The sequence below is a fragment of the Deinococcus budaensis genome (assembly GCF_014201885.1).
GTDB lineage: Bacteria > Deinococcota > Deinococci > Deinococcales > Deinococcaceae > Deinococcus > Deinococcus budaensis.
The window spans coordinates 108413-128727 of the sequence record NZ_JACHFN010000008.1 but is presented as its reverse complement, the minus strand read 5'-3'; the positions used below and the strand labels follow the sequence as shown (position 1 = coordinate 128727).

At 72.1% G+C, this 20315-nt stretch carries 20 protein-coding genes; 8 read left to right on the top strand and 12 right to left on the bottom strand.

What is annotated here, in order from left to right; genetic code table 11:
- Window positions 1-113 precede the first annotated feature (113 nt).
- Entirely contained in the window at window positions 114-773 is a 660-nt protein-coding gene (locus HNQ09_RS11910) for a methyltransferase domain-containing protein (protein WP_184029526.1), read from the top strand.
- Here the strand turns inward: HNQ09_RS11910 and HNQ09_RS11905 are convergent.
- The gene (locus HNQ09_RS11905; protein ID WP_184029523.1) at window positions 716-1024 is read right to left on the bottom strand and encodes a hypothetical protein; all 309 of its coding nucleotides are present in this window, start codon (window positions 1022-1024) and stop codon (window positions 716-718) included. The two genes, HNQ09_RS11910 and HNQ09_RS11905, sit on opposite strands and share 58 nt — an antisense overlap.
- Window positions 1025-1127: 103 nt before the next feature.
- Between HNQ09_RS11905 and HNQ09_RS11900 the strand changes: the two genes are divergently transcribed.
- Complete coding sequence (locus HNQ09_RS11900) at window positions 1128-1958, top strand: exodeoxyribonuclease III (RefSeq protein ID WP_184029521.1); 831 nt, start codon at window positions 1128-1130, stop codon at window positions 1956-1958.
- 237 nt (window positions 1959-2195) lie between these two features.
- Entirely contained in the window at window positions 2196-6170 is a 3975-nt protein-coding gene (gene rnr, locus HNQ09_RS11895; protein ID WP_246363318.1) for a ribonuclease R, read from the top strand.
- 72 nt (window positions 6171-6242) lie between these two features.
- Here rnr and HNQ09_RS11890 read toward each other — a convergent pair whose 3' ends face one another.
- Together HNQ09_RS11890 and HNQ09_RS11885 are read right to left on the bottom strand one after the other, a co-directional pair.
- Window positions 6243-7346, bottom strand: coding sequence for an App1 family protein phosphatidate phosphatase (locus HNQ09_RS11890; RefSeq protein WP_184029519.1), 1104 nt, complete (start codon window positions 7344-7346; stop codon window positions 6243-6245).
- 78 nt (window positions 7347-7424) lie between these two features.
- Window positions 7425-8219, bottom strand: a complete 795-nt coding sequence (locus tag HNQ09_RS11885) for an SDR family NAD(P)-dependent oxidoreductase (RefSeq protein ID WP_184029517.1) — start codon at window positions 8217-8219, stop codon at window positions 7425-7427.
- Between the two features lie 82 nt (window positions 8220-8301).
- Here HNQ09_RS11885 and HNQ09_RS11880 point away from each other — a divergent pair, with 82 nt between their 5' ends.
- On the top strand, window positions 8302-9525 hold the full coding sequence (locus HNQ09_RS11880; protein ID WP_184029515.1) for a S8 family serine peptidase: 1224 nt from the start codon (window positions 8302-8304) through the stop codon (window positions 9523-9525).
- An 80-nt stretch (window positions 9526-9605) separates the two neighbouring features.
- The gene (locus HNQ09_RS11875; protein WP_184029513.1) at window positions 9606-9776 is read left to right on the top strand and encodes a hypothetical protein; all 171 of its coding nucleotides are present in this window, start codon (window positions 9606-9608) and stop codon (window positions 9774-9776) included.
- Between the two features lie 49 nt (window positions 9777-9825).
- Here HNQ09_RS11875 and HNQ09_RS11870 read toward each other — a convergent pair whose 3' ends face one another.
- Together HNQ09_RS11870 and HNQ09_RS11865 are read right to left on the bottom strand one after the other, a co-directional pair.
- Window positions 9826-10680, bottom strand: coding sequence for a hypothetical protein (locus tag HNQ09_RS11870; protein ID WP_184029510.1), 855 nt, complete (start codon window positions 10678-10680; stop codon window positions 9826-9828).
- Window positions 10677-11003: a non-heme iron oxygenase ferredoxin subunit gene (locus HNQ09_RS11865; protein ID WP_184029508.1), complete on the bottom strand. Its 327-nt coding sequence runs from the start codon at window positions 11001-11003 to the stop codon at window positions 10677-10679. The genes HNQ09_RS11870 and HNQ09_RS11865 overlap by 4 nt, the downstream gene beginning before the upstream one ends.
- 155 nt (window positions 11004-11158) lie before the next feature.
- On the opposite strand from HNQ09_RS11865, the gene HNQ09_RS11860 reads away from it, so the two are divergent.
- Complete coding sequence (locus HNQ09_RS11860) at window positions 11159-12628, top strand: hypothetical protein (protein ID WP_184029505.1); 1470 nt, start codon at window positions 11159-11161, stop codon at window positions 12626-12628.
- Window positions 12629-12703: 75 nt separating this feature from the next.
- Here the strand turns inward: HNQ09_RS11860 and HNQ09_RS11855 are convergent, their stop codons facing one another.
- From HNQ09_RS11855 to tdh, 4 genes are all read right to left on the bottom strand, one after another.
- On the bottom strand, window positions 12704-13702 hold the full coding sequence (locus HNQ09_RS11855) for a ribose-phosphate diphosphokinase (RefSeq protein WP_184029503.1): 999 nt from the start codon (window positions 13700-13702) through the stop codon (window positions 12704-12706).
- 216 nt (window positions 13703-13918) lie between these two features.
- Complete coding sequence (dnaJ, locus tag HNQ09_RS11850) at window positions 13919-15046, bottom strand: molecular chaperone DnaJ (RefSeq protein ID WP_184029501.1); 1128 nt, start codon at window positions 15044-15046, stop codon at window positions 13919-13921.
- Window positions 15047-15141: 95 nt separating this feature from the next.
- Window positions 15142-15417 carry a hypothetical protein gene (locus HNQ09_RS11845; RefSeq protein ID WP_184029499.1) on the bottom strand — a complete coding sequence of 92 codons (276 nt, stop codon included), beginning with the start codon at window positions 15415-15417 and terminating at the stop codon, window positions 15142-15144.
- Between the two features lie 27 nt (window positions 15418-15444).
- Complete coding sequence (tdh, locus tag HNQ09_RS11840) at window positions 15445-16476, bottom strand: L-threonine 3-dehydrogenase (protein ID WP_184029642.1); 1032 nt, start codon at window positions 16474-16476, stop codon at window positions 15445-15447.
- A gap of 221 nt (window positions 16477-16697) precedes the next feature.
- Between tdh and HNQ09_RS11835 the strand changes: the two genes are divergently transcribed.
- Together HNQ09_RS11835 and HNQ09_RS11830 are read left to right on the top strand one after the other, a co-directional pair.
- A complete protein-coding gene (locus HNQ09_RS11835; protein WP_184029497.1) occupies window positions 16698-16841 on the top strand; it encodes a hypothetical protein in 144 nt (47 codons plus the stop codon).
- A gap of 49 nt (window positions 16842-16890) precedes the next feature.
- The gene (locus HNQ09_RS11830; RefSeq protein ID WP_184029495.1) at window positions 16891-17319 is read left to right on the top strand and encodes a uracil-DNA glycosylase; all 429 of its coding nucleotides are present in this window, start codon (window positions 16891-16893) and stop codon (window positions 17317-17319) included.
- Window positions 17320-17445: 126 nt separating this feature from the next.
- Here HNQ09_RS11830 and mqnB read toward each other — a convergent pair whose 3' ends face one another.
- From mqnB to HNQ09_RS11815, 3 genes are all read right to left on the bottom strand, one after another.
- The gene (gene mqnB, locus HNQ09_RS11825; protein ID WP_184029492.1) at window positions 17446-18072 is read right to left on the bottom strand and encodes a futalosine hydrolase; all 627 of its coding nucleotides are present in this window, start codon (window positions 18070-18072) and stop codon (window positions 17446-17448) included.
- Between the two features lie 71 nt (window positions 18073-18143).
- Window positions 18144-18563 carry an organic hydroperoxide resistance protein gene (locus HNQ09_RS11820; RefSeq protein WP_184029489.1) on the bottom strand — a complete coding sequence of 140 codons (420 nt, stop codon included), beginning with the start codon at window positions 18561-18563 and terminating at the stop codon, window positions 18144-18146.
- Between the two features lie 149 nt (window positions 18564-18712).
- Window positions 18713-20314 (bottom strand): SPFH domain-containing protein, encoded by a 1602-nt coding sequence (locus HNQ09_RS11815; protein WP_184029486.1) that lies wholly within the window; start codon window positions 20312-20314, stop codon window positions 18713-18715.
- Between the last annotated feature and the right edge of the window lies 1 nt (window position 20315).

Sequence of the window (20315 nt, the reverse complement as noted above, 5' to 3'; positions counted from 1 at the left end):
GACAAGGGTCACTCTCGCCCGCCCCCCGGGGCCGAAACGTGAGCCTGATTCCGTTATGAAGGTTGCGTGGAAACTTCACAAGCGGCGCGTAAGGGCCGCCCTGGCGGGCAGCGGTGCGCCTGCCTGAGCGCGATCTCCTGCTCTCCCGGCGGGCGGGCGTAGCCTGGCCGGAAGCGCCCCTGCTGGACCGACTGGCCCTCTCCCCTACCGCCGACGTGCTCGACGTGGGGGCGGGCGACGGCCGGCTGCTGGCGGCGCTGCGGGAACGGGGACACCGGGGCCGCCGGGTGGGGCTGGACCCCTCTCCCGGCCCCGGTGTCCTGCCCGGAGAGGCCGAGACGTTGCCCTTCGCTCCCGCCAGCTTCGACGTGGTGCTGCTGGTGCGGGTGCTGGCGCACCTGCCTGGCCCGGAGCGCGCGCTGGCCGAGGCGCGGCGGGTGCTCCGGCCAGGGGGCCGGGTGTATGCGGCGCAACACGGGGAAGCGCATCTCGCGCGGATGTGGGCGGCGCTGGGGCAGGGGACGGCCGTCGCCGGGCTGGCGCGGCCCGGCTGGGAAGACCTCCTCCTTGCGGTCACGGTCGGCCCGGAGGACGCGCAGGCCATCGCCGCCAGTTATGGGCTGGAGGTCAAGGCGCGGGACCTGGGCGCCGCCTTCCCGCTGCGCGACTGGCTGCACCTGCGCGTGGAGATACTCTGCCGAAACTTGCGGCCAGGCTACTTGTCGAAGCGCTCGTATCCGGCGGCGCTGCGGCGCTGGGCGCCCCGGGCGTAGTCGAGCTGCATCTCGATGGTCTCGTGCTTGCCCTCGGTGAAGGTGCTGGCGTGAATCCAGTAGTTCAGGCGGTCTTCTCCAAGCTGCACCCAGAACCGGTGTTCGTCGGCGGGGTCGCGCCAGAAGGTGACGCGGGCGAAGCCGTTCTGTTCCGCCCAGCGGCGCACGTCGGCCAGGACCCGCGCGGCCCGGGCGTGCGTGATCTCGAACTCGCTGCCGTCCTTTTCGTTGCGGAACTTGATCTCGGCCATGGTGGGTCCAGCGTACCCGACCGCCGCCCTGGGCACGCGCTGTCCGGCTCAAGATTCCTTGAGCGGCGCCCGCCCCGGCCACCTGGGCGCTATCCTCGCACCGATGTCCGGCTTGCCCGACGCCCCTCCCCCCAGCGCCCGCCTGAAGGTCACGACCCTCAACGTGAACGGGCTGCGCAGCGCCCTGCGCAAGGGCCTGGCCGGGTGGGTGGCGCGCGAGCGGCCCGACGTGCTGCTGCTTCAGGAGGTGCGGGCTGACCCCATGCCGGAAGCGCTGGCCGACCTGGGCTACGCGGGCGCGTGGTTTCCGGCCCAGAAGCCCGGTTACAGCGGCGTGGCGGTGCTGAGCCTGCACCCGCTGACCGACGTGCGGCCCGGCATGGCCCACCCCGAGATGGACCACGAAGGCCGCCTTCTCAGCGCGGTGGTGCGCGGCGTGCGCTTTGCCAGCGTGTACCTGCCCAGCGGCAGCAGCGGCGAGGCCCGGCAGGCCTTCAAGGACCGGGTGCTGGCCGACTACCACGCCTGGACGCTCGCCACCCTCGCGGAGGGCCTGCCCCTCGTCGTCGGGGGAGATTACAACGTGGCCCACCACGAGATCGACCTGAAAAACTGGCGGGGCAACCGCGCCAACAGCGGCTTTCTGCCCCACGAGCGGGCGTGGCTGTCCGGGCACCTGGCCTCGGGCCTGACCGACACCCACCGACAGCACCTGGGCGAGCGGGCCGAGTACACCTGGTGGAGCAACCGCGGCCAGGCCTACGCCAACGATGTCGGCTGGCGCATCGACTACCTGCTCGCGGCGGGCGCCGAGGTCACGCAGGTGGGGGTGGACCGCGCCGCGCGGCTCAGCGACCACGCGCCGCTGACCGGGCTGGTGCTGCTTCCCGCCGCGGCTCCGCAGGCGGTGGGGGGGATGCAGCGCGGTTCATGAGGCCGCGTGGTAGACTGCGCTCGCTGCCGGGCAAGTCCGATTCAGGCACGACCAAGCGCCCCCGCACCGCACGCCGAAGCAGGCGCGGGCCAGGGGCGCGGCCCGAGACAAGCGACCCCTCTACCCCGTGGGTGAGATGAACGTCGGGGGCCACCGCCCTGCCCGCCTCCAGAGGCAGGCGCAGGTTCGCCGGGGCCTTCACGAATAGCACCCCGCGGGCGTCACAACAGGTGAGGAATGCCCAGAGCGAAAAAGGAGCGTGCGGCGCAAGACGAGCAGACGGTGCGCGCCGCCTCCGAAGAACAGAACAGCCAGACCGGGAGCCGCGCCGGACGTGGGCGGCGCAGCGCCGCCGCGATCCCCCAGGCCGCCGCACCCGAGACGACCCCCGATTTCCCCACGCCTGAGGCCACTGCGGCCGCACCCGCCCGGCGCGGCCGCAAGACGGCGGCCCCGGCGGAGCCTCAGCCGACGTCCACAGAGATTTCCCCGGAGACCGGGAACGCTCCGGCAGACGCGGCGCTGTCCCCCGTGGTCGCCGAGACCCTGGCCCGACCGCGCCGGGGCCGTCCGCCCCGCGCCGCCAAGGCGGACGCCGCGGAGCCGACAAGCACGCCCGACCCCGTGACCGCCGAACCCGCCGTGGAGGTGCCCGTGCCCGAGGCTGACGCGCCCACCCTCCCGGCATCCGCCCCCACCCGCGCGCCCCGCCGGGGCCGCAAGGCGAGCGTGACAGCCGGGGCAGCGCTGGACCCGGTGGCCGCGCCGCACGCAACGGAAGCCGCCCCGGCACCAGGCGCGCCGCAGGGCGACGAGGCGGCCGCGGTCGAGGTGACAGCGGCGCAGACGGCGCCCCAGCCCGGCGCAGAGGTCCCCACGGCGGACGCCGCCCCGCTGGAAGCCCCCGCTCCCAGCCGCCGCAAGCGTGGGCGTCAGCCCAAGGCAGAGGCGAGTCCCGAGGTGCTTCCGGCGGTGGCCGAGCCGACCGACCCGGTGCTGCTGGAGGTGCCCAAGCCCCGGCGCAGCCGCAAGCCCAAGGCGGCGGCGCCCGCGCCTCAGCCTGAGGCCGACCCCGCGCTCGACGAGGTGCTGGGCGGCGTCGAGGCCGTGGCGGTCGAGGAGGCTCCGGCTCCCGAGGCGGCCCCGGCCCTGGCCGTGACGGGCGACGGCCAGGCCGACACGCCTGAACCCGTGGTCGATCTGCCCCACGAGACGGAAGACGAGGACCAGCCGACTGTTCCTGTCCGCCGGGGCCGCTCGGCCGGGCGGGAGACTGCCACCCCAGCCGCGACCAGCACAGCCACGCCTGCCCCCGAGGCGCCTGCGCCTGGCGGGGACTCCGCCGGGGAAAGCGGGGAGGCCGGGGACCCCGCCCGCGAGATGGTGGTCGCGCAGCTGCGCAAGCTGGGGCGCCCCATTCACGTGCGCGACCTGGAACGCACCTTCACCCGCCAGATGCTCGACCGCCTGGGCGACTGGCGCGACCTCGAAGCGCTGCTCGACGACCTGACCCAGACGGGCGAGGTGATCCGCACCCGCAAGCGCACCTACGGGCTGCCCGAGGCGATGAACCTGGTGCGCGGGCGCTTTCAGGCGTCGGCGGCGGGCTTCGGCTTCGTGGTGCCGGACAGTGGCGGCGAGGACTATTACGTGGCCGCCGAGCACACCATGGAAGCCTGGAACGGCGACATCGTGCTGGTACGCATGGAAGGGCGCGGCGACAACGGGCGCGGGGGGGGTCCCCGCCGGGGCCAGCGCGGCGACGGCAGCCCGCGCGCCTCGGTCGCCCGGATCGTGCAGCGGGCCTACAAACAGCTCGTCGGCACGCTGGAGTTCAGCAAGGGCCACCCGATCCTCAAGCCCGACGACCACCGCGCCCGCCACCGCATCCTGCTGCTGCCCGACGGGATCGAGGAACTGCACAGCGGGGCGAGGGTCGTCTCGGCGCTGTTCTGGCCCGAGCACACCGGCGAGGACGAGGTCTTCGGGCAGGTCACCCGCGTGCTGGGCGCCGAGGACGATCCCGAGACCGAGACGGAAGCCGTGATCGTGAAGTACGGCCTGCGCGGCGACTTCCCGCCCGAGGTGCTGGCGCAGGCCCAGGCGATCCCCACCGAGATTCCCGAAGAAGCGCTGGTGGGCCGCCTCGACCTGCGCGGGTTCAACATCTTCACGGTGGACGGCCGCGACGCCAAGGACTTCGACGACGCGATTCACATCCAGCCCACGCCGGAGGGGACCTTCGTGGTGGGCGTGCATATCGCGGACGTGAGCCACTACGTGCAGGAGGGCACGCCGCTGGATCAGGAGGCCTACGCCCGCGCCACCAGCGTGTACCTGCCGGGCCGGGTGCTGCCGATGCTCCCCGAGCACCTCAGCAACGGCGTGTGCAGCCTGGTGCCGTACCAGGACCGCCTGACGCTGACCGCGCTGGTCGAGCTGTCGGCCGAGGGTGACATCCTCAAGGTGCAGCTCGCGCCCTCGGTGATCAACTCCAAGGCGCGGCTGACCTACGACGAGGTGCAGGCCTACTCGGAGGCGACCTCGACGCTGCCCGAGCATGCCCGGCACCTCGAAGGCGACCTGCACCTGCTGCTCAAGATCACCTCCAAGCTGCGCCAGAAGCGGCTGCGCGAGGGGTCCCTGGACTTCAAGATGCGTGAGGTCAAGGTGGACGTGGGGCCGGACGGGCGCATGGAACTGATCCCGATTCGCGAGGAGACGGCGCGCGGCATGATCGAGGACCTGATGCTGCTCGCCAACAAGGTCGTCGCGCACGAGCTGATCGAGCGCGAGATCCCGGCGCTGTTCCGCATCCACGAGGAACCCACCCTCCAGCGCTTTCAGGAGGTGACGGCGGCCATCGCGCGGCTGGGCTTTTCCTTCCCGGGCGGCGAGCCGACCCCGCAGGCGTACCAGGCGGTGCTCAAACAGGTGCGCGGCACCCCGCGCGAGAGCGTCGTGAACACGCTGCTGCTGCGCTCGATGCAGCAGGCGAAGTACGCGGGCGAGAACCTGGGGCACTTCGGGCTGGCGTTCGGCGAGTACCTGCACTTCACCTCGCCGATCCGCCGCTACCCGGACCTGCTGGTCCACCGGGTCCTCAAGGGGATGCTCTCGGGCGAGCTGCGGGCGAGCAGCCGGGCGGTGAACGACCTGCGGGCGAAGCTCCCGGCGATGGGCGACCACACCTCCGAGCGCGAACGCAAGGCCGCCGAGGCCGAGCGCGACCTCACCAAGTACTACCAGGCCAAGTGGGCGCAGGAGAACCTGGGCGGCACCTTCCCCGGCAACGTGTCGGGCGTGGTGTCCAGCGGGCTTTTCATCGCCCTCGACAACGGCGTGGAGGGCAAGCTGCACATCTCCAACCTCGACGACGACTACTACGTCTATATCGAGGACGCGCAGATGCTGCGGGGGCGATCCGGCGGGCGCACCTTCCGCCTCGGGGACGCCGTGACCGTGACCATCAGCCAGGTCAATCCCCTGGCGCGGCAAATCGATTTCACCCAGGAGACCGATATGGACGGCAACACCACCCGGCCCCGCGCCCGGCGGCGCGAGGACCGCGAAGCAGAGAAACGCGAGAAGCTCCAGACCGTGACGCCCAGCGCCCCGCGCCGCTTCACGCTGGACGACCCCCAGGCCGCCGTGCCCGCCGCCCCGGCCCGCGCCGCCCAGGCCGGGCGCCGACCCGGAGGCCGCGAGGGCCTGCCCCGTGACGGCGCTTCCCGAGAGGGGGGCCGCGAGGGCGGCGGACTGCGCGAGCGCGGCGCGCCGCGCCAGGGCGGCCAGAGCGGGGGCCGGGCGCGGCGCGTGATCACGCTGGAGCGCCCGCGCAACGAGCACCTGCGCCCGGTGAACATCACCGTGCAGCGGATGTACTTCGGGGACTGGACGGTCGAGAACCTGCCGCCCGACGACGGCCAGGGAGAGGGGGGTGGGCGTGGGGGAAGCCGCCGCTTCGACCGCCCCGAGCGCGGGGCCAGTGACCGGGGCAACCGGGCGCCCGGCTACTCGCGCGGGGCCAGCGACCGGGGGGCCGTCCGTGACCTGAACGGGCGCCCGGGGGGCCAGGGCGGCAGCCGTCCGCCCCGCGCCCAGACCGCCGCACCCCAGCCGCAGGCCGCGCCCGCCGACACGGGCGATGCCGACGCCAAGCGCCGCCGCCGCCGCCGGGGCCGCCGGGGCAGCAACGGGCCGCAAGGCTAAACCCCCCCGACAGTAGGGCGGACCGGGAGATCCATTCCCGGTCCGCCCCTTTTGGGCTGCCCCCCGCCAGGCTCAGGTTTCGTAGGTGCGCGCCACGCTCGTCAGGACGCTGCGGAACTCGCCCGGCGTGATCAGGCCCATGCTCATCGCGTGGCTGGCGGCGTTGAGGCTGTCGGCGGCGAGCACGAGGTCCACGCCCGCCCGGCGAACCTCCTCGCGCAGCTTCAGGACGCCCTCGTCGCGGCTGGCTTCGGTCACGTCGCGGATGTACACGCCCAGCACCCGGCCCGGATAGCGGCGCACGACCTCGGCGTAGATCTCGGGGTCCTTTTCTCCGCTGTCCCCGATCAGGACAAAGCTCAGGTTGGGGTAGCGCTGAAACAGGCGCTCGATCACGCCGTGCTTGTACCCGCCGTGGCCGCCCAGCAGATCAAAACCCCAGTTGCGCAGGAACATCGGCCCCAGCGGAATGCGGCGGTAGTCCAGAAACTGCCACAGCAGGTCGAAGAAGTTCCACGGACTGCTGGACACGTAGAAAATCGGGTTGCGGGCCTCGCCCTCGCGGGTCAGCGCCCGGTAAAGCGCGCCCACGCCGGGAAAGGGCAGGCGGGTGCGCGCGTTGCCGGTCAGGCTGGTGGCGAGCATGCGCGGCAGGCTGGTCACGTCCGACTGGATCACGGTGTCGTCGAGGTCGCTGATGATGCCGAAGCGGGCCTGCGAGACGACCTGCGCGCGGGCGCGGGTGCTGCCTTCGCGGCCCTCGATCCCCAGCTGCGCCTCGTGCCAGCCGTCCGCGAAGGGCTGCCCCCCCGGCGCAGGCGCGAACACCAGCGTGAAGTAGCCGTCGCTGTTGCTGACATCGCTGGCGCTGACCCCGCCCAGCGTGCCGGTCACCCGCACGCCTCCCACCTCCCGCGAGAGCAACCGGCGCAGGACGCTGCGGAAGTTGCGCCAGCGCGCATCACCCTTTCTGGCCGGGGCGAGGGTGCGGGGCAACAGCACCCGCCCGGTCAGCTCCACGCTGTCCGGGGTGCCCCAGCCCACGTAGGGCTGGAGGATCAGCTTGCCGCGCGCCCGGCGGGGCTGCACGTAACCGCTGACGGCGTGGTCGAGGGCCAGCAGGCCCCGTTCCAGGGCAGGTTGAAGCGCCTTGAAGGCAGTCTTGGCGGCGTTCATCTGGGGGCCAGTCTACGAAGTCGGGGGCAGAGGGCGCAGCCTGCGAGCCTGAAGGGAACGCTGAGAGATGCTGCCGGGCTAACCCCGGTGGTCGTAGCGCCGCCGGATCAACTGCGCCGCCACCCGGTCGCCTATCCCCGGCAGGAAGTGGTCGAGCGCGGCCAGCAGGGCGTACACGCGCGGCACGATGACCTCGCGGCGGGGCCGGTCCAGCACGCCCGCCACGGCGCGGGCCACGACTTCCGGCCCCGGCATGGGCAGCCGGGCCGAGGCGGTCATCTCGCTTTTGACAAAGCCGGGCGAGACCAGGCTGACCTGCACGCCCGTGCCCCGCAGTTCGCGCCGCAGCCCCAGCGAGAAGCCGCGCAGGCCGAACTTGCTCGCGGAGTACATGCCGTTGGTGGCTGCCCGCCCCGCCACCGAGCCGATATTGACGATGTGCCCGCTGCGGCGCGTCCGCATCTGGGGCAACACCAACCGGGTGAGTTCCACGGGGGCTTCGAGGTTCACGCGCAGCACCCGCAGCGGATCGGGGTCGTCCCACCACCAGCCGCGCTCGACCGTCACGCCCGCGTTGTTGACGAGCACGTCCACCTGCCCGAAGTGGGCCTCGGCGGCGGCGATCAGCGCCCGGCGGTCGGCGTCCCGCGTCACGTCGGTGGGCACGGCGATCACCCGCGAGCCGGAAGGGTCGAGGGTGCGGGCCAGTGCGGCGAGGTCCTCCGCGCGGCGGGCCGCGAGCACCAGCCGCTCTCCCCGCGCGGCGAGTTCCTGCGCGGTCGCCCGCCCGATACCGCTCGATGCGCCGGTCAGGACCACCACGCGCCCTCCCCGCTGAGCCGCTGCCGCTGCGCTGCTTGCCCCTGAAGTCATGCGGGCCATGCTACCCCTCCACGCCTGGTTTTCCCTGGCTTTTCCTCAGCCGCCCGTCAGCCGGGGACGCCAGACTGGCCCCATGAAGCCCGCCCTGCCCCTGCTGCTCACCGCTGCCCTGGCCGGGGCCGCCGCCCTCGCCGCGCCCAGGGTGACCCCGATCGGGCCGCTGCCGCCCGTCGCCGCCCCAGTCCCGCCTTCCGGCACGCCTCTGCCCGAGCTGCAACCCGAGCCGCCCCGGCCACAGGTCACGCCGCCGCTGCTGCCGCTCTCGCCGGGTTCGCCGGGCCTTCCGGCGGCGGTGCCCGCGCCCTCCCTCTACCGGCCTGCCGACCCCCTCTTCGCGCGGCAATGGAACCTCCAGGCGATCCGGGCGCCGGGGGCCTGGGCGCAGCTGGCCGGAACGGGACGGGGCGCGCGGGTCACCGTGGCGGTGCTGGACACCGGCTTCGTGAACACCCCGGAGCTGGCCGGGCGGGTGGTCAGCGGCTACGACTTTGTCTCCGACCCGGCGCGGGCCGGGGACGGCGACGGACGCGACGCCGACGCGGGTGGCGTGGGCCAGTACGCCTACCACGCCGAGGTGATCGGCAACCTGATCGGCGCGGCGCACGACGGGCGCGGCATGGCCGGAATCAACCCGCAGGCGCGGGTGGTGCAGGTGCGGGTGGCGGGCGTAGACGGGCTGGTCGCCCCGCAGGACCTCGCGGACGGGCTGCGCTGGGCGGCGGGGGTGCCGGTGCCGGGCGTGCCCGCCAACCTCAACCCCGCGCGGGTGCTGAACCTCAGCCTGTATGCCGATTTCGTGCCGCTGACCGGCTGCGACGCCCGGGTGCAGGCGGCGGTGGACGCGGTGACGGCGCGCGGGGCGCTGGTCGTGGCGGGGGCCGCCAACGACGGCGCCGACGCGCGGGGCTACTCGCCCGCCGGGTGCCGCAATGTGCTGACCGTGACCAGCGTGACCGAGGGCGGCCAGCGGCCCGGCTACGCCAACTGGGGCGCCAGCGTGGCCCTGGCCGCACCCGGCGGCGAGCGCACGCGCGGCATCCTGGCGAGCAGCGTGAGCGGCCCGAGCGGCGAGCGCAGCCCCGACGGGACCAGCTTCGCCGCTCCGCACGCGGCGGGCGTCGCCAGCCTGCTGCTGGGCGTGAAACCCAGCTTGACCCCCGCCGGAGTGCGCGACCTGCTCACGCGCACCGCAACGCCCTTCGCCGGGGGACGCTGCGACCCCGACCCCCGCAAGAGCTGCGGCCGGGGCCTGCTGGACGCGGAAGCGGCGGTGCGGGCGGTCCTCGCCCCCCGCTGAGCCGGGCCAGGGATGGATGGAAGGGACGCCCCGCCCCCCCGCCTGGGCTACGCTGAACCCATGAAGACCCGGAGGACCCCGTGAACGCCCCCGCGTGGCGCATCTGGCTGGTGGCAGCGCTGGTCTGCGGCTGGGGCATCCTGACCATCCGTTTCGTGCAGACCGGGAGTATTCCCCTCGCCATCCTGTCTGCCCTGCTGCTGATCACCAACGCCGTGACGCTGTGGCGGCTGACGAAACACGGAAAGTAGCCCCCACCCCTTTTCCCCGCAGGCCCCGGGACCCCCCGCGCCGGAGCCTTCAGCCGTCCAGCGGGAAGGGCTGGAGCCGGAAGCGGTGCAGCCGCCAGCCGCGCGTGCGCGAAAAGCGCTTGAGCTGCTCGACTGGCAACACCACACACGGCGTCAGCCACGTTTGCGAGGGCTTGTGCAGCGCCCAGCCGCCGCCCAGCGTCACCCCCGCGTGCTGGGCCGCGCCCGCCGCGTCCCGCCAGACCAGCAGCGTTCCGGGCGCGTCGTCCCGCCCGCCGGGGCGGGTGCGCGAGGCGAGAAACGCCTCGAATGGGCTGCGCTGCATCCATTCCCGCGCGGCGCCGTCCACGCCCGCCGCGCCCATCACGGTGCCGAAGCAGTTGGGGCCGCTGGCGTGGGGAAAGGTCCCCGCCAGGTCGCGCGCGCCGGGGAGACGAGGGTGCGCCGCCTCCCAGACCGCCTCCGGGACGGCCGCCCGCTGACAGTCCAGGCCCTCCCGCGCCACCACGCGGGCCAGCACGGCGGGTGAGAGAAGAGACGGCCACCACACGAAGCGGCTTCCCTCCAGCCCCGGCAGCCGGTCGGCAAAGTCGCGCACGCGCGGCACCGCTCCCCGCCCGTGCCGCACCTGCGCCTGCAAGAGCGCCCGGCGAGTGGCGAGCGGCAGGGCGTTCCACTGTTCCTCACGCAGCCAGGCAATGCGGTCGGCCTCGCCAGAGACGTTCCAGAGAGCCAGAGTGTCGCGTTCTTCCGGGGTGAACGTCGCTGCTGCCCGGGGCACCGTGTCCAGCCCCAGCCGCCGCGCTTCCTCCCCGGTCAGGAAAAAGGGCTGGCGCTCCGGGGCCAGCCAACCCGCCCACGCGGTCAGGAGGTGCGGCGCAACGGGAATATTCAGGACCCTCACAGGGGCAACACGTACACCTGACCGCCTTCGACCTGCGTGCGGTAGACGCGCACCGGCTTGACCGCAGGCAGGGTCTTGGCCTTGCCGGTCGCCAGCTCGAACTTGGCCCCGTGCTTGGCGCAGGTGATGCGGCCCAGGCTGACCTCGCCGCCCAGCAGCGGATAGTCCTTGTGGGTGCAGTTGTTCCGCAGCGCGTAGAACTGCCCCTCATACCGCACGACGACCACGCCCACCCCGTCCACCGTCACCTCGGTCTGGCTGCCCTCCGGCAACTCGGCCTCTGCACCCACGCGCACCTGCCCGCCCTGCACCTGCTCGCTCATGGGGCGAGTCTAGCGGGCCGCCGAGGGGGAGAAGTCCGCCCACGGCGACGGCGCCCCGACTTCCCCCCTCCTCCCAAAGATGGATGAGGCAGAGCCTCCTGTTGAGGTACATACTGACGGGAGTCTCCCCCTCATCACACTTCTGGAGGTTTCCTATGGTTCAGACCGCTCTGGACATGCTGGCGGGTGCCCTCGGGTGGCTGGCGGGCCTGGCGGTGCCGCTGCTGGGGCTGCTCGGGGCCGGGCTGCTCGCGCTGCTGCTGGTCGGGCTGCTCGACCGCGACCGCTTCCGGGCGGGGATAGGCTGGGCAGCCGCGCGGGGACCACAGGTGGGCCGCTGGGCGCTGGTCGCGCTGGCGCTGGGAGCCGGGGCGCTGGCGGTGGAGGTCACGCGCCGGGCGGTGGACCTGCGGCTGGGCGCGCAACTGAGCGCCCGCTACGCCAACGCGGCGGACCCGGCAGGCGGGCAGACGGTGCAGTCGGCGCCGCGCGTGAGCCTGCTGTCGTCGCGGACCTACTCGCGCAGCGTGGCGCTGCCCGCCGACGTGTATACCCGGCTGAACCTGGGCGGCGGCTGGGAGGCGCTGCTGCCCTACTTCGGCAACCCGCCCAGCCTCACCGTGCAGGACCTGCGCGAGGGCTTTACCCGCCGGGGCGAGACCCTGCTCTATACCCGCGACGTGACCCTCCAGACCGAGGAACCGCTGGGGCTGGACACCACCCGCGCCCGCGCCGACCTGCGCTTCGTGGGGGCGGCGGGCGGGGCGGCCTCGCAGGCGGGCAACACCTACCGGGCGACCTTCCGCGCCGACTACACCTTCACCAATCCGCGCCGCGAGGCGGCCACCGCGCGTTTCCTGTTTCCGCTGCCGCAGGGAAGCGGCACGCTCAGCGGCTTCCGGCTGACCGTGAACGGCCGGGCCTACCGCGCCAGCGACCTGTCCCAGGGCAGCCTCTGGGAGGGCCGGGTGGGCGCCGGGCAGACCGTGCGCGTGAGCGTCACCTACACGCACCAGGGATCGCGCGGCTGGAGCTACCGCCTGTCCGACCGCCGCGAGCCGCTGCGCAGCCTCGACCTCACCGTCACCGCCGACCGCCCCGCCCGTTTCGAGCGCTACAGCCTCTACCCCACCCGCCTGACCCGCGCCGTGTTCGGCGGCCCGCAGACGCTGCGCTGGCAGTTGCAGGACGTGATCACCGCGCAGAACGTGGCGGTCGTGTTCGCCCAGAGCAGCGTGCGCGAGCTGCTCGCCAAGGCCGGGCTGATGCAGCCGCCCGCGCTGGTGCTGGCGGCCCTGCTGGCCCTGGGCTGGGCGCTGCGGCGGCGCCTGCCGCTGCCCCCGCCCCGGCTGGCAGGGGCGCTGCTGGGGCTGGCCCTGGGCTTCGTGCTGGGGGGGGTGCTGACCGCCTACCTGCCCCCCGTGGCCGCGCTGCCGCTGGGATCGCTGGTGGGCGTGGGCTTCGGCGCCCTGGCGCTGGGCCGCGCCTTCCTGCCCCCGCTGGTGGTGGCAGCCCTGGTTCCGCTCGCCTTTCTGGCTGCCCCCCACGCGGGGCTGCTGCTGACGCTGCTCGCGGCGGCCACGCTGCTCGCGCTGCTGCGGGCGGGGCGGGCACGGGCGGTCTAGTCCCCGCCTAGCGCTCCCCAACACGGGCGGCGGGGGAAGCCTCTTCGCCTCCCCCGCCGCCTTTCTCCCCCGCGCTCAGGTAAAGAGTGTGCTCACGCTCTCGCCGGTATGGATATTGGCAATCGCATTGGCAAAGAGCGGCGACACGTCCAGCACGGCGAGCTTGCCGTTGGAGGCCCTGACCTTCTCCTCGGAGACGAGCACGGTGTTCGTGCTGGCGACCTGGGTCACGTCCAGCGCGGCGATGCGCTCGATGGCGGGGCCGGTGTAGACGCCGTGGGTGACCGCCACGTACACGTCGCGCGCCCCCAGGCCCCGGGCCAGGTTCACCGTCTCGACCAGGCTTCCGGCGGTGCTGATCTCGTCGTCCACGATAAAGACCGTCTTGCCCTCCACGTCCCCGATCAGGGCGCGGGGCCGGACCTCGGTGTCCGAGAGCCTCTCTTTGTCGATCATGGCGAGACCCGAATCCAGGCGGCGGGCAATCTGGGAAGCCCGCTTGATGCTGCCCGCGTCGGGCGCGAGGACCACGCCCTCGTGCGCGTTGGGCACGCAACCCCGGAAGTGCTCGCTGAGCACCAGATCGGCCGAGAGGTGGTCCACCGGCACCTTGAAAAAGCCGTGGACCTGCGGCGCGTGCAGGGTCATGGTCAGGATGCGGTCGGCGCCCGCCGCCTCCAGCAGATCGGCCACCAGCCGCCCGGCGATGGAGATGCGCGGGCTGTCTTTCTTGTCGCTGCGCGAGTACGAGTAGTACGGAATGACGGCCGTGACCCGGCCCGCCGAGGCGCTTTTGGCCGCGTCGATCATCAGCATCAGTTCCATGATCGCGTCGCTGACCGGCGTGGAAAACGACTGCACGATAAACACGTCGCCCTCACGCAGCGACTGCTCGTAATGCACGATCAGGTTGTCGTTGGTGAACTTCTCGGTCTTGCTGTGCCCCAGCGGCACCCCGAGGTTGTCGCAGATCGCCTGCGCGAGGGGACGGTTGCTCTGGCCCGAGAACACCAGCAGCGGCTGGCGGCGGCTTTGCGACAGGCGCTCAAGAGAAGAGGAAGAGGACACGGTCACGGTGGAAAACCTCCGGGAGGAGCGGGGCGGTCAGGAACGGGGCACCGCACAGGCGCGGCGGTGCAGGCGCACAGCAGCATACCCGCCCCCGCGCACAAGTGTCATGGGACACACAGGTCCACGTTCCTGTGCCGGAGACAACCCAGATGGCGGCGAGGCGGGAGAAGCCGCGCGCCTCTCCCGCCTCGCTGTACCCCCGTGGTCTGGGGGCCGCGCTCAGTCGCCCCGTCCGAAGAGCTTGCCGACCTTGCCCAGCAGGCCCTCGCGGTGCTCGTTGACCTCGTCGCCCACCGCGCGGGCGTAGGCGTGCAGGGCCTCGCGGGCCTCGGGGCTGAGCTGGGCAGGCTTGGGCACCACGATCTCGTATTCCACGATCAGGTCGCCCATACCCGACCCCTGAAGGCGGGGCAGGCCCTGGCCGCGCAGGCGGTGCAGGTCGCCGTGCTGGGTCCCCGCCTTGACCTCCACCACCTGCGGGCCGTCGAGGGTCGGCACCGTGATCTGGCTGCCCAGCACCGCCTGGGCGAACCCGATCTGGGCGGTGTGGATCAGGTGCTCCTGCTCGCGCCGCAGCTCGGGGTGCGGCTCCATCTCGATATGGACGTACAGGTCGCCGGGGCCGCCGGGTCCCTCGTGGCCCATGCCCGCCACCCGGATGCGGTAGCCCTCGTCGATGCCGCGCGGGAGCTTGACCTTCACGGTCTCGGCCTTGAGGGTACGGCCCCGGCCCTTGCAGACGGTGCAGGGGTCCTGAATGGTCTGGCCCTCGCCCCGGCAGGTCGGGCAGGGCTGCTGCGTCTCGACCACGCCGAAGATGGTGCGGGCCTGAGCGCGCACCGCGCCCGCGCCGCCGCAGGTCGCGCAGGTCTTGGGGGGTTTGCCGCCGGGTTCGGTGCGGCTGCCGTGGCAGTGCTCGCAACTCGTCAGGCGGTCCACCTCGACCTCGATCTCCTCGCCCGCGCGGGCCTGAAGCAGCGTGACGCGCGCTTCCGTTTCCAGGTCGTCGCCGCGTGCCGGACCGCGCCGCCCGCCCCGGCCTCCCACGGCCCCGCCGAACAGCTGCTCGAAGATGTCCATCGGGTCGAACCCCGCCCCGCCCATCCCGCCGAAGGGATCGCCGCCGGGCATCCCGGCCCCCGGCGCGCTGCCGAAGCGGTCGTAGTGCGCGCGCTTCTCGGGGTCGGAAAGCACCGCATACGCCTCGTTGATCTTGGCGAACTGTTCGGCGGCGCCCGCTTCCTTGTTGCGGTCGGGGTGGAACTTGAGGGCCAGCTTGCGGTAGGAACTCTTGATCTCGTCGGCGCTCGCGGTGCGCGAGACGCTCAGCAGTTCGTAATAATCCATGGTTTGTTTTTGCCGGGCGCGGCCCGACCTCCACCGTCCAGGTTAACATGACCACACTCAGGAAACGTGGGCGCGGTTGGACAGGTGGCGCCGGTTTAGAGCAGCAGACCGAGGTCGCGCTGGACGCCGCGCCCTCTGGCGGTGAGCTGGTAGAGGCTTCGCCCGACGCGCTCGACCTCTCCATACCCTTTGCCATGGCTTTTGCCGTCCGCCATGAAGGAGGCGAGGTGATTACCGACCGTTCCACGCGCATTTTCGGGGACGCGGCCCGCGATCTCGGCCAAGCTGAAGGCCTGCCGCCCGAGACCCTTCTCCAAATCACGAAACGCGGTCAGGATGCGGATTCTGGCCGTGACCCTCTGCTGTTGCATGGACGAAGCCTAAGCCGTAGCCGCCCCTCAACTCTCCCAGTCCAAAATCACTTTGCCGCTCTGCCCGCTCAGCATCACGCCAAAGCCCTGCTGGAAGTCGTCGATGGCAAAGCGGTGGGTCAGGACCGGCGTGAGGTCAAGACCCGACTGGATCAGGGCCGTCATCTTGTACCAGGTCTCGAACATCTCGCGGCCGTAAATGCCCTTGAGGGTCAGCATCTTGAAGATCACGGCGTTCCAATCGATGTCCACCCGGCCCGAGGGAATGCCCAGGATGGCGACCTTGCCGCCGTGATTCATCACGCTCACCATCTGCGCGAAGGCCGCGCCCGAGCCGCTCATCTCCATCCCGACATCGAAGCCCTCGGTCATGCCCAGTTCCGATTGCGCGACCGCCCAGAGGTCTTCCCGCGCCACGTTGACGGCGCGGGTGGCCCCCATCTGCCGGGCGAGGCCCAGGCGGTAGTCGTTCACATCGGTCACGACCACGTTGCGGGCGCCCACGTGCCGGGCGACGGCGGCGGCCATCACGCCGATAGGCCCCGCCCCGGTAATCAGCACGTCCTCCCCCACGAGGTCGAAACTCAGGGCCGTGTGCACCGCGTTGCCGAAGGGGTCGAAGATCGCCGCGATCTCGTCGGGGATGTCGTCGGGCAGCTTGAAGGCGTTGAAGGCGGGCAGCACGAGGTACTCGGCAAAGGAGCCGGGACGGTTGACGCCGACCCCCAGCGTGTTGCGGCAGAGGTGGCGGCGGCCCGCGCGGCAGTTGCGGCAGTGCCCGCAGGTCACGTGGCCCTCGCCGCTGACCCGGTCCCCGACCGCGAAACCGCGCACCTCGGCGCCGACCGCCGCGACCACGCCGACGTACTCGTGCCCGACGACCATCGGCACCGGAATGGTCTTTTGCGCCCAGCTGTCCCAGTTGTAGATGTGCACGTCGGTGCCGCAGATGCTGCTGTGCTTGACCCGGATCAGCAGGTCGTTGGGGCCGGGGGTGGGCACGGGGGCCTCCACCATCCACAGGCCCTCGCGGGCTTCGAGTTTGCTGAGGGCCTTCATGGTGGTGGGCAGGGTGGCGGGGGGAGCGGCGGGCGCGGGAGCAGTCATGGCAGGGGTCCTCTGGAACGGGCGTGAGAAGGAGGGAAGGCTCAGCCTGGAAATGTCAGCTCAACATAACGCGCCGCCTGGGGCCGCAGCGGGACGGGCGTCGCCATCGGCCACCAGCAAGGCCCAAGCAAGCCGCAAGGTCCGTGCCCAGGCGGGGCAGGTACGCTGAAGGCATGATCAAGTACCGCAGGCAAAATGCCCTGACCCCCGAAAAGGACGCCGAGATCGAGGTGAACCTCACGCCGCTGCTGTTTTTCCTGGTGGGCTTCGTGGCGGTGCGGGCGCTGCTGGGCACGCTGCACGGCTCTGCCGATTGAGCAGGCCGACTGAACAGGCCGGGGCCTGCGCCGGGCTACCCTGTCACCCATGACCACTCCCCCCGAACCCCAGCAGTTTCGCAGCGCCCAGAGTGGCCGCCAGGTCGTCCCCGGCTGGCTGAACCTGGTGCCCGGCCAGCCTGACGCGGTCGAGGTGCAGCTTGACCTGAACCCGGACGACCTGACGCGCGAGCACGCCTCCTTGCTGGTGGACTACTGGGCCAGCGAGGGCGAACTGACCCTGCAAAGCATCCTGCCGGTGCGCGCCTTCGGGGCCGCGCCGCAGGGCTGGTGCCTCTTCGTGCCCGCGCAGGGGCGGGTGCTGGTGCGCGCCATCGACCCGCAGCCCAATCCGCCCGTGCTGGCGAGCCACTGGATCAACGTGCAGCCGGGAACGCCGCCCGGCACGGTTGCCAACGTCCGCGTGAGCTTCCCGGCGCCGCCCTCGCCCGTGCAGGGGCTGCTGCGGGAGAACTGAAGCGCTGACCCCTTACCCCGCTGCTTGGCAGCGCCCCTCTGCAAGCAGCTCTGCGAGTCTCCCCAAGGGAGAGGGGTCGGAAAAGCCCTCTCCAGGGGGAGAGGGTGGGGTGAGGGGTCCATTGCGCTAAAGCTCAAGCAGGCCCTCTAGCCCGCGCCGGGTCGCCGCCAGGGCCTCAGGAATACGCCAGCCTGCGCGGTCGCGGGGGCCGACCGGGTTGCTCACGCCGCGCAGCTCCAGCGCCGGGACGCCCGCCAGCAGGGCCGCGTGGGCGACGCCCGCCCCCTCCATGCCCTCGGTCAGCGCGCCGGGAAAACGGGCAGCGAGGGCCTGCGCCTGCGCCGAGGTGCCCGTCACGGTGCTCAGCGTGAGCAGCGGCCCGCACCGGGCGCCCACCCGCGCGGCGAGGGCGGCGGCGTCCGACCAGACCCCGAAGTCCCCGGCGTGCGGAGCGTCCGGCAGGATGGACAGGCCCAGCGCCTCCAGCCCCAGAAACCCCTCGCCGTCCTGCGCACCCAGGTCCGCCTGCACGATCCGTCCCGACACGGCGAGGTCGCCGGGACGCAGCCCGCTGCCGGGATACGCCCCGCCGATGCCCGCGCTGACGGCGAGATCAAAGCGTTCCGAGGCCAGGGCGCGGGCCGTGGCGAGGGCGGCCGCGACCGGGCCGACCCCGCTGACGACCACCCGGGCGGGCAGGTCCGTGAGCCGGGCGGCCTCCCCGGCAGTGGCGACGACGATCAGGACCCGCACGGCAGCGACCTCACCCGGTCAAAGTAGCGCGCCCCAGCCTCGGCCAGGGCGCGCCGGGAGGTAGGGGGGCCTTATTCCGCGACGCTCAGGCGCACGTCCACATTGCCGCGCGTGGCGACGCTGTAGGGGCAGACCTCGTGCGCGGCGTGCATCAGCGCTTCCCCCTGCTCGCGGGAGAGGCCGGGGAAGCGGCCTTCCAGCTCCACGTCGAGGGCGAAGGCCAGCCCGCTCTTTTGCAGGCCGACGCGAGCGGTGATGGTGCTCTCGTCACTCAGCTCGATCTTCTGGCGCCGCGCGACCACGCCCAGGGCACCCTGAAAGCAGGCGGCGTAGCCGGCCGCGAACAGCTGCTCGGGGTTGGTGCCGGGGCCGCCGTCGCCGCCGATCTCCTGCGGCACGCTGAGGTCGAGGTCGAGGCGGCCGTCGCTGCTTTTGGTGATTCCGGCGCGGCCTCCGGTGGCGATCGCTTCGGCGGTGTAAAGGTTGCTCATGGGGTCCTCCAGGGAAACAAGGTGGGGCAAAGTCAGCGAAACCCGGTCGCTGCCGGGTGAATCGTACACAATCCCTCTCGCCGACCTGACCCTTTCTCTGGAAACGGCCAGCGGACGCCGCAGCCGGGGCGTCCGCTGGTCTCCCGCACTCAGGCGTCGGTCTTGGTGGGCTTGGTCGGCAGCGGCTGCACGGCGCTGGCTCCGTTGCCGCCCGGCACGCGCTGTTGCAGCAGGCTCAGCAGGTTCACGCCGGTCGCGGTCTCGACCTGCTCGATCATGCCGATGATGTTGGCGGGCAGGGTCTGCATGGCGCTCCTGGTGGCCTGCCCGTTGCCGGAGTCGATCACGGTGAGCTTGTCGATCTGCATCCCCTGCACGCTGGCCGCGAACTGCTCGACGATGCCGGGCAGCATGTTCAGCACGTAGGCGCGTTCGCCTTCCGGGCCGGCGTTGCGGAAGGCTTCCACCATCAGAGAGACGGCCTGGGCCTGGGCGCGGCCCTCCTCCACGATGGGGGCGGCGGCGGCCTGGGCGGCGAGCAGCTCGGCTTCCCTCTTCGCGCGGGCGGGGGCGACCACGTCGGCTTCCAGGCGCTTCTGGTTGAGGAGGACGCGCTCCTGCTCGAGCTGCTGCTCGGCCACCACGCGGGCCTGCTCGGCGGTGACCTTGGCCTCGTTCTCGCGGGCGGCCGAGATCGCCTCCAGCTCGGCCTTGCGGATTCTCAGCTCGTTCTCGCGCTCCAAGATGGCCTGCTGGGCGGTCGTCTGGGCGATGGTCGCGCGCTGCTTGGCCTGGGCCTCGACCTCAGCGGCCTCGGCGTTCTGCTGCGCCTCGATGATTCTCGCCTGCCGCTGGGCCTCGGCGCGGCGCTGGCGCAGGGCGGCTTCCAGCGCGGCCTGCTCCTGCTCGAAGTTCTGGGTCGCGCGGACCTTCGCCAGCTCGGACTGCACGGCGGCCTCGTTCTGGCGCGAGAGCTGGATCGCGCCGAGTTCGGTGCGCCGGACTTCGAGCTTGTTCTGCTCCTCGATGATCGCCTGCTGGCTGATCGCCTGGGCGACCTGGCTGCGCTGCACCGCCTGGGCTTCCGCCTGGGTGGCCTCCGCGTTGCGCTCGGCCTCCGCGATGCGGGCTTCCTTCAAGACCTCGGCGGTCTTGCGGCGCCCGATGGAATCGAGGTACCCGCCCACGTCGGTCACGTTCTGAATCTTGAGCGTGTCGAGCTTGATCCCGAGGTTGTTGGTGTCGTGCTCGGCCTCCTCGATCAGGGCCTCGGCAAAGCGCAGGCGGTCCTCGTTGATCTCCTCGGGCGTCAGGGTCGCCACCACCCCGCGCAGGTTGCCCTCCAGCGTGTCGCGCACGATGGTGGTGAGGTTCTCGCGCGGCACGTCCAGAAATCTCTCGATGGCGTTGGAGAGCTGCGGCTCCTGCGCGTTGATCTTCACGTTGGCGACCGCGTGGATCTTGAGCGGAATGCCGCCCTTGGAGTAGGCGTTCTCGATGCTGAGGTCGAGCGGAATGGTCGTGAGGTCCATCCACGACACCTTTTCCAGCACCGGGATGCGAAAGGCCCGCCCGCCCCGGATCACCCGGTAGCCGATGGTGTCGCCCTCGCTGGTCTGGCGGCTGCGACCCGAGATCACCAGCACCCGGTTGGGCGGCACCACGATCAAAAAGTTCTGGATCAGCACGAACACGAGCAGAATGCCCAGCAGGATCAGGCCAGCGGTAATCAGGGTTCCGGTCAGCACCACG

Coding starts and splice junctions, on each gene's coding strand:
- HNQ09_RS11905 (WP_184029523.1), bottom strand. CDS start 1,024: ATGGCCGAGATCAAGTTCCGCAACGAAAAGGACGGCAGCGAGTTCGAG.
- HNQ09_RS11900 (WP_184029521.1), top strand. CDS start 1,128: ATGTCCGGCTTGCCCGACGCCCCTCCCCCCAGCGCCCGCCTGAAGGTC.
- rnr (WP_246363318.1), top strand. CDS start 2,196: ATGCCCAGAGCGAAAAAGGAGCGTGCGGCGCAAGACGAGCAGACGGTG.
- HNQ09_RS11890 (WP_184029519.1), bottom strand. CDS start 7,346: ATGAACGCCGCCAAGACTGCCTTCAAGGCGCTTCAACCTGCCCTGGAA.
- HNQ09_RS11885 (WP_184029517.1), bottom strand. CDS start 8,219: ATGACTTCAGGGGCAAGCAGCGCAGCGGCAGCGGCTCAGCGGGGAGGG.
- HNQ09_RS11880 (WP_184029515.1), top strand. CDS start 8,302: ATGAAGCCCGCCCTGCCCCTGCTGCTCACCGCTGCCCTGGCCGGGGCC.
- HNQ09_RS11865 (WP_184029508.1), bottom strand. CDS start 11,003: ATGAGCGAGCAGGTGCAGGGCGGGCAGGTGCGCGTGGGTGCAGAGGCC.
- HNQ09_RS11860 (WP_184029505.1), top strand. CDS start 11,159: ATGGTTCAGACCGCTCTGGACATGCTGGCGGGTGCCCTCGGGTGGCTG.
- dnaJ (WP_184029501.1), bottom strand. CDS start 15,046: ATGGATTATTACGAACTGCTGAGCGTCTCGCGCACCGCGAGCGCCGAC.
- HNQ09_RS11845 (WP_184029499.1), bottom strand. CDS start 15,417: ATGCAACAGCAGAGGGTCACGGCCAGAATCCGCATCCTGACCGCGTTT.
- tdh (WP_184029642.1), bottom strand. CDS start 16,476: ATGAAGGCCCTCAGCAAACTCGAAGCCCGCGAGGGCCTGTGGATGGTG.
- HNQ09_RS11835 (WP_184029497.1), top strand. CDS start 16,698: ATGATCAAGTACCGCAGGCAAAATGCCCTGACCCCCGAAAAGGACGCC.
- HNQ09_RS11830 (WP_184029495.1), top strand. CDS start 16,891: ATGACCACTCCCCCCGAACCCCAGCAGTTTCGCAGCGCCCAGAGTGGC.
- HNQ09_RS11820 (WP_184029489.1), bottom strand. CDS start 18,563: ATGAGCAACCTTTACACCGCCGAAGCGATCGCCACCGGAGGCCGCGCC.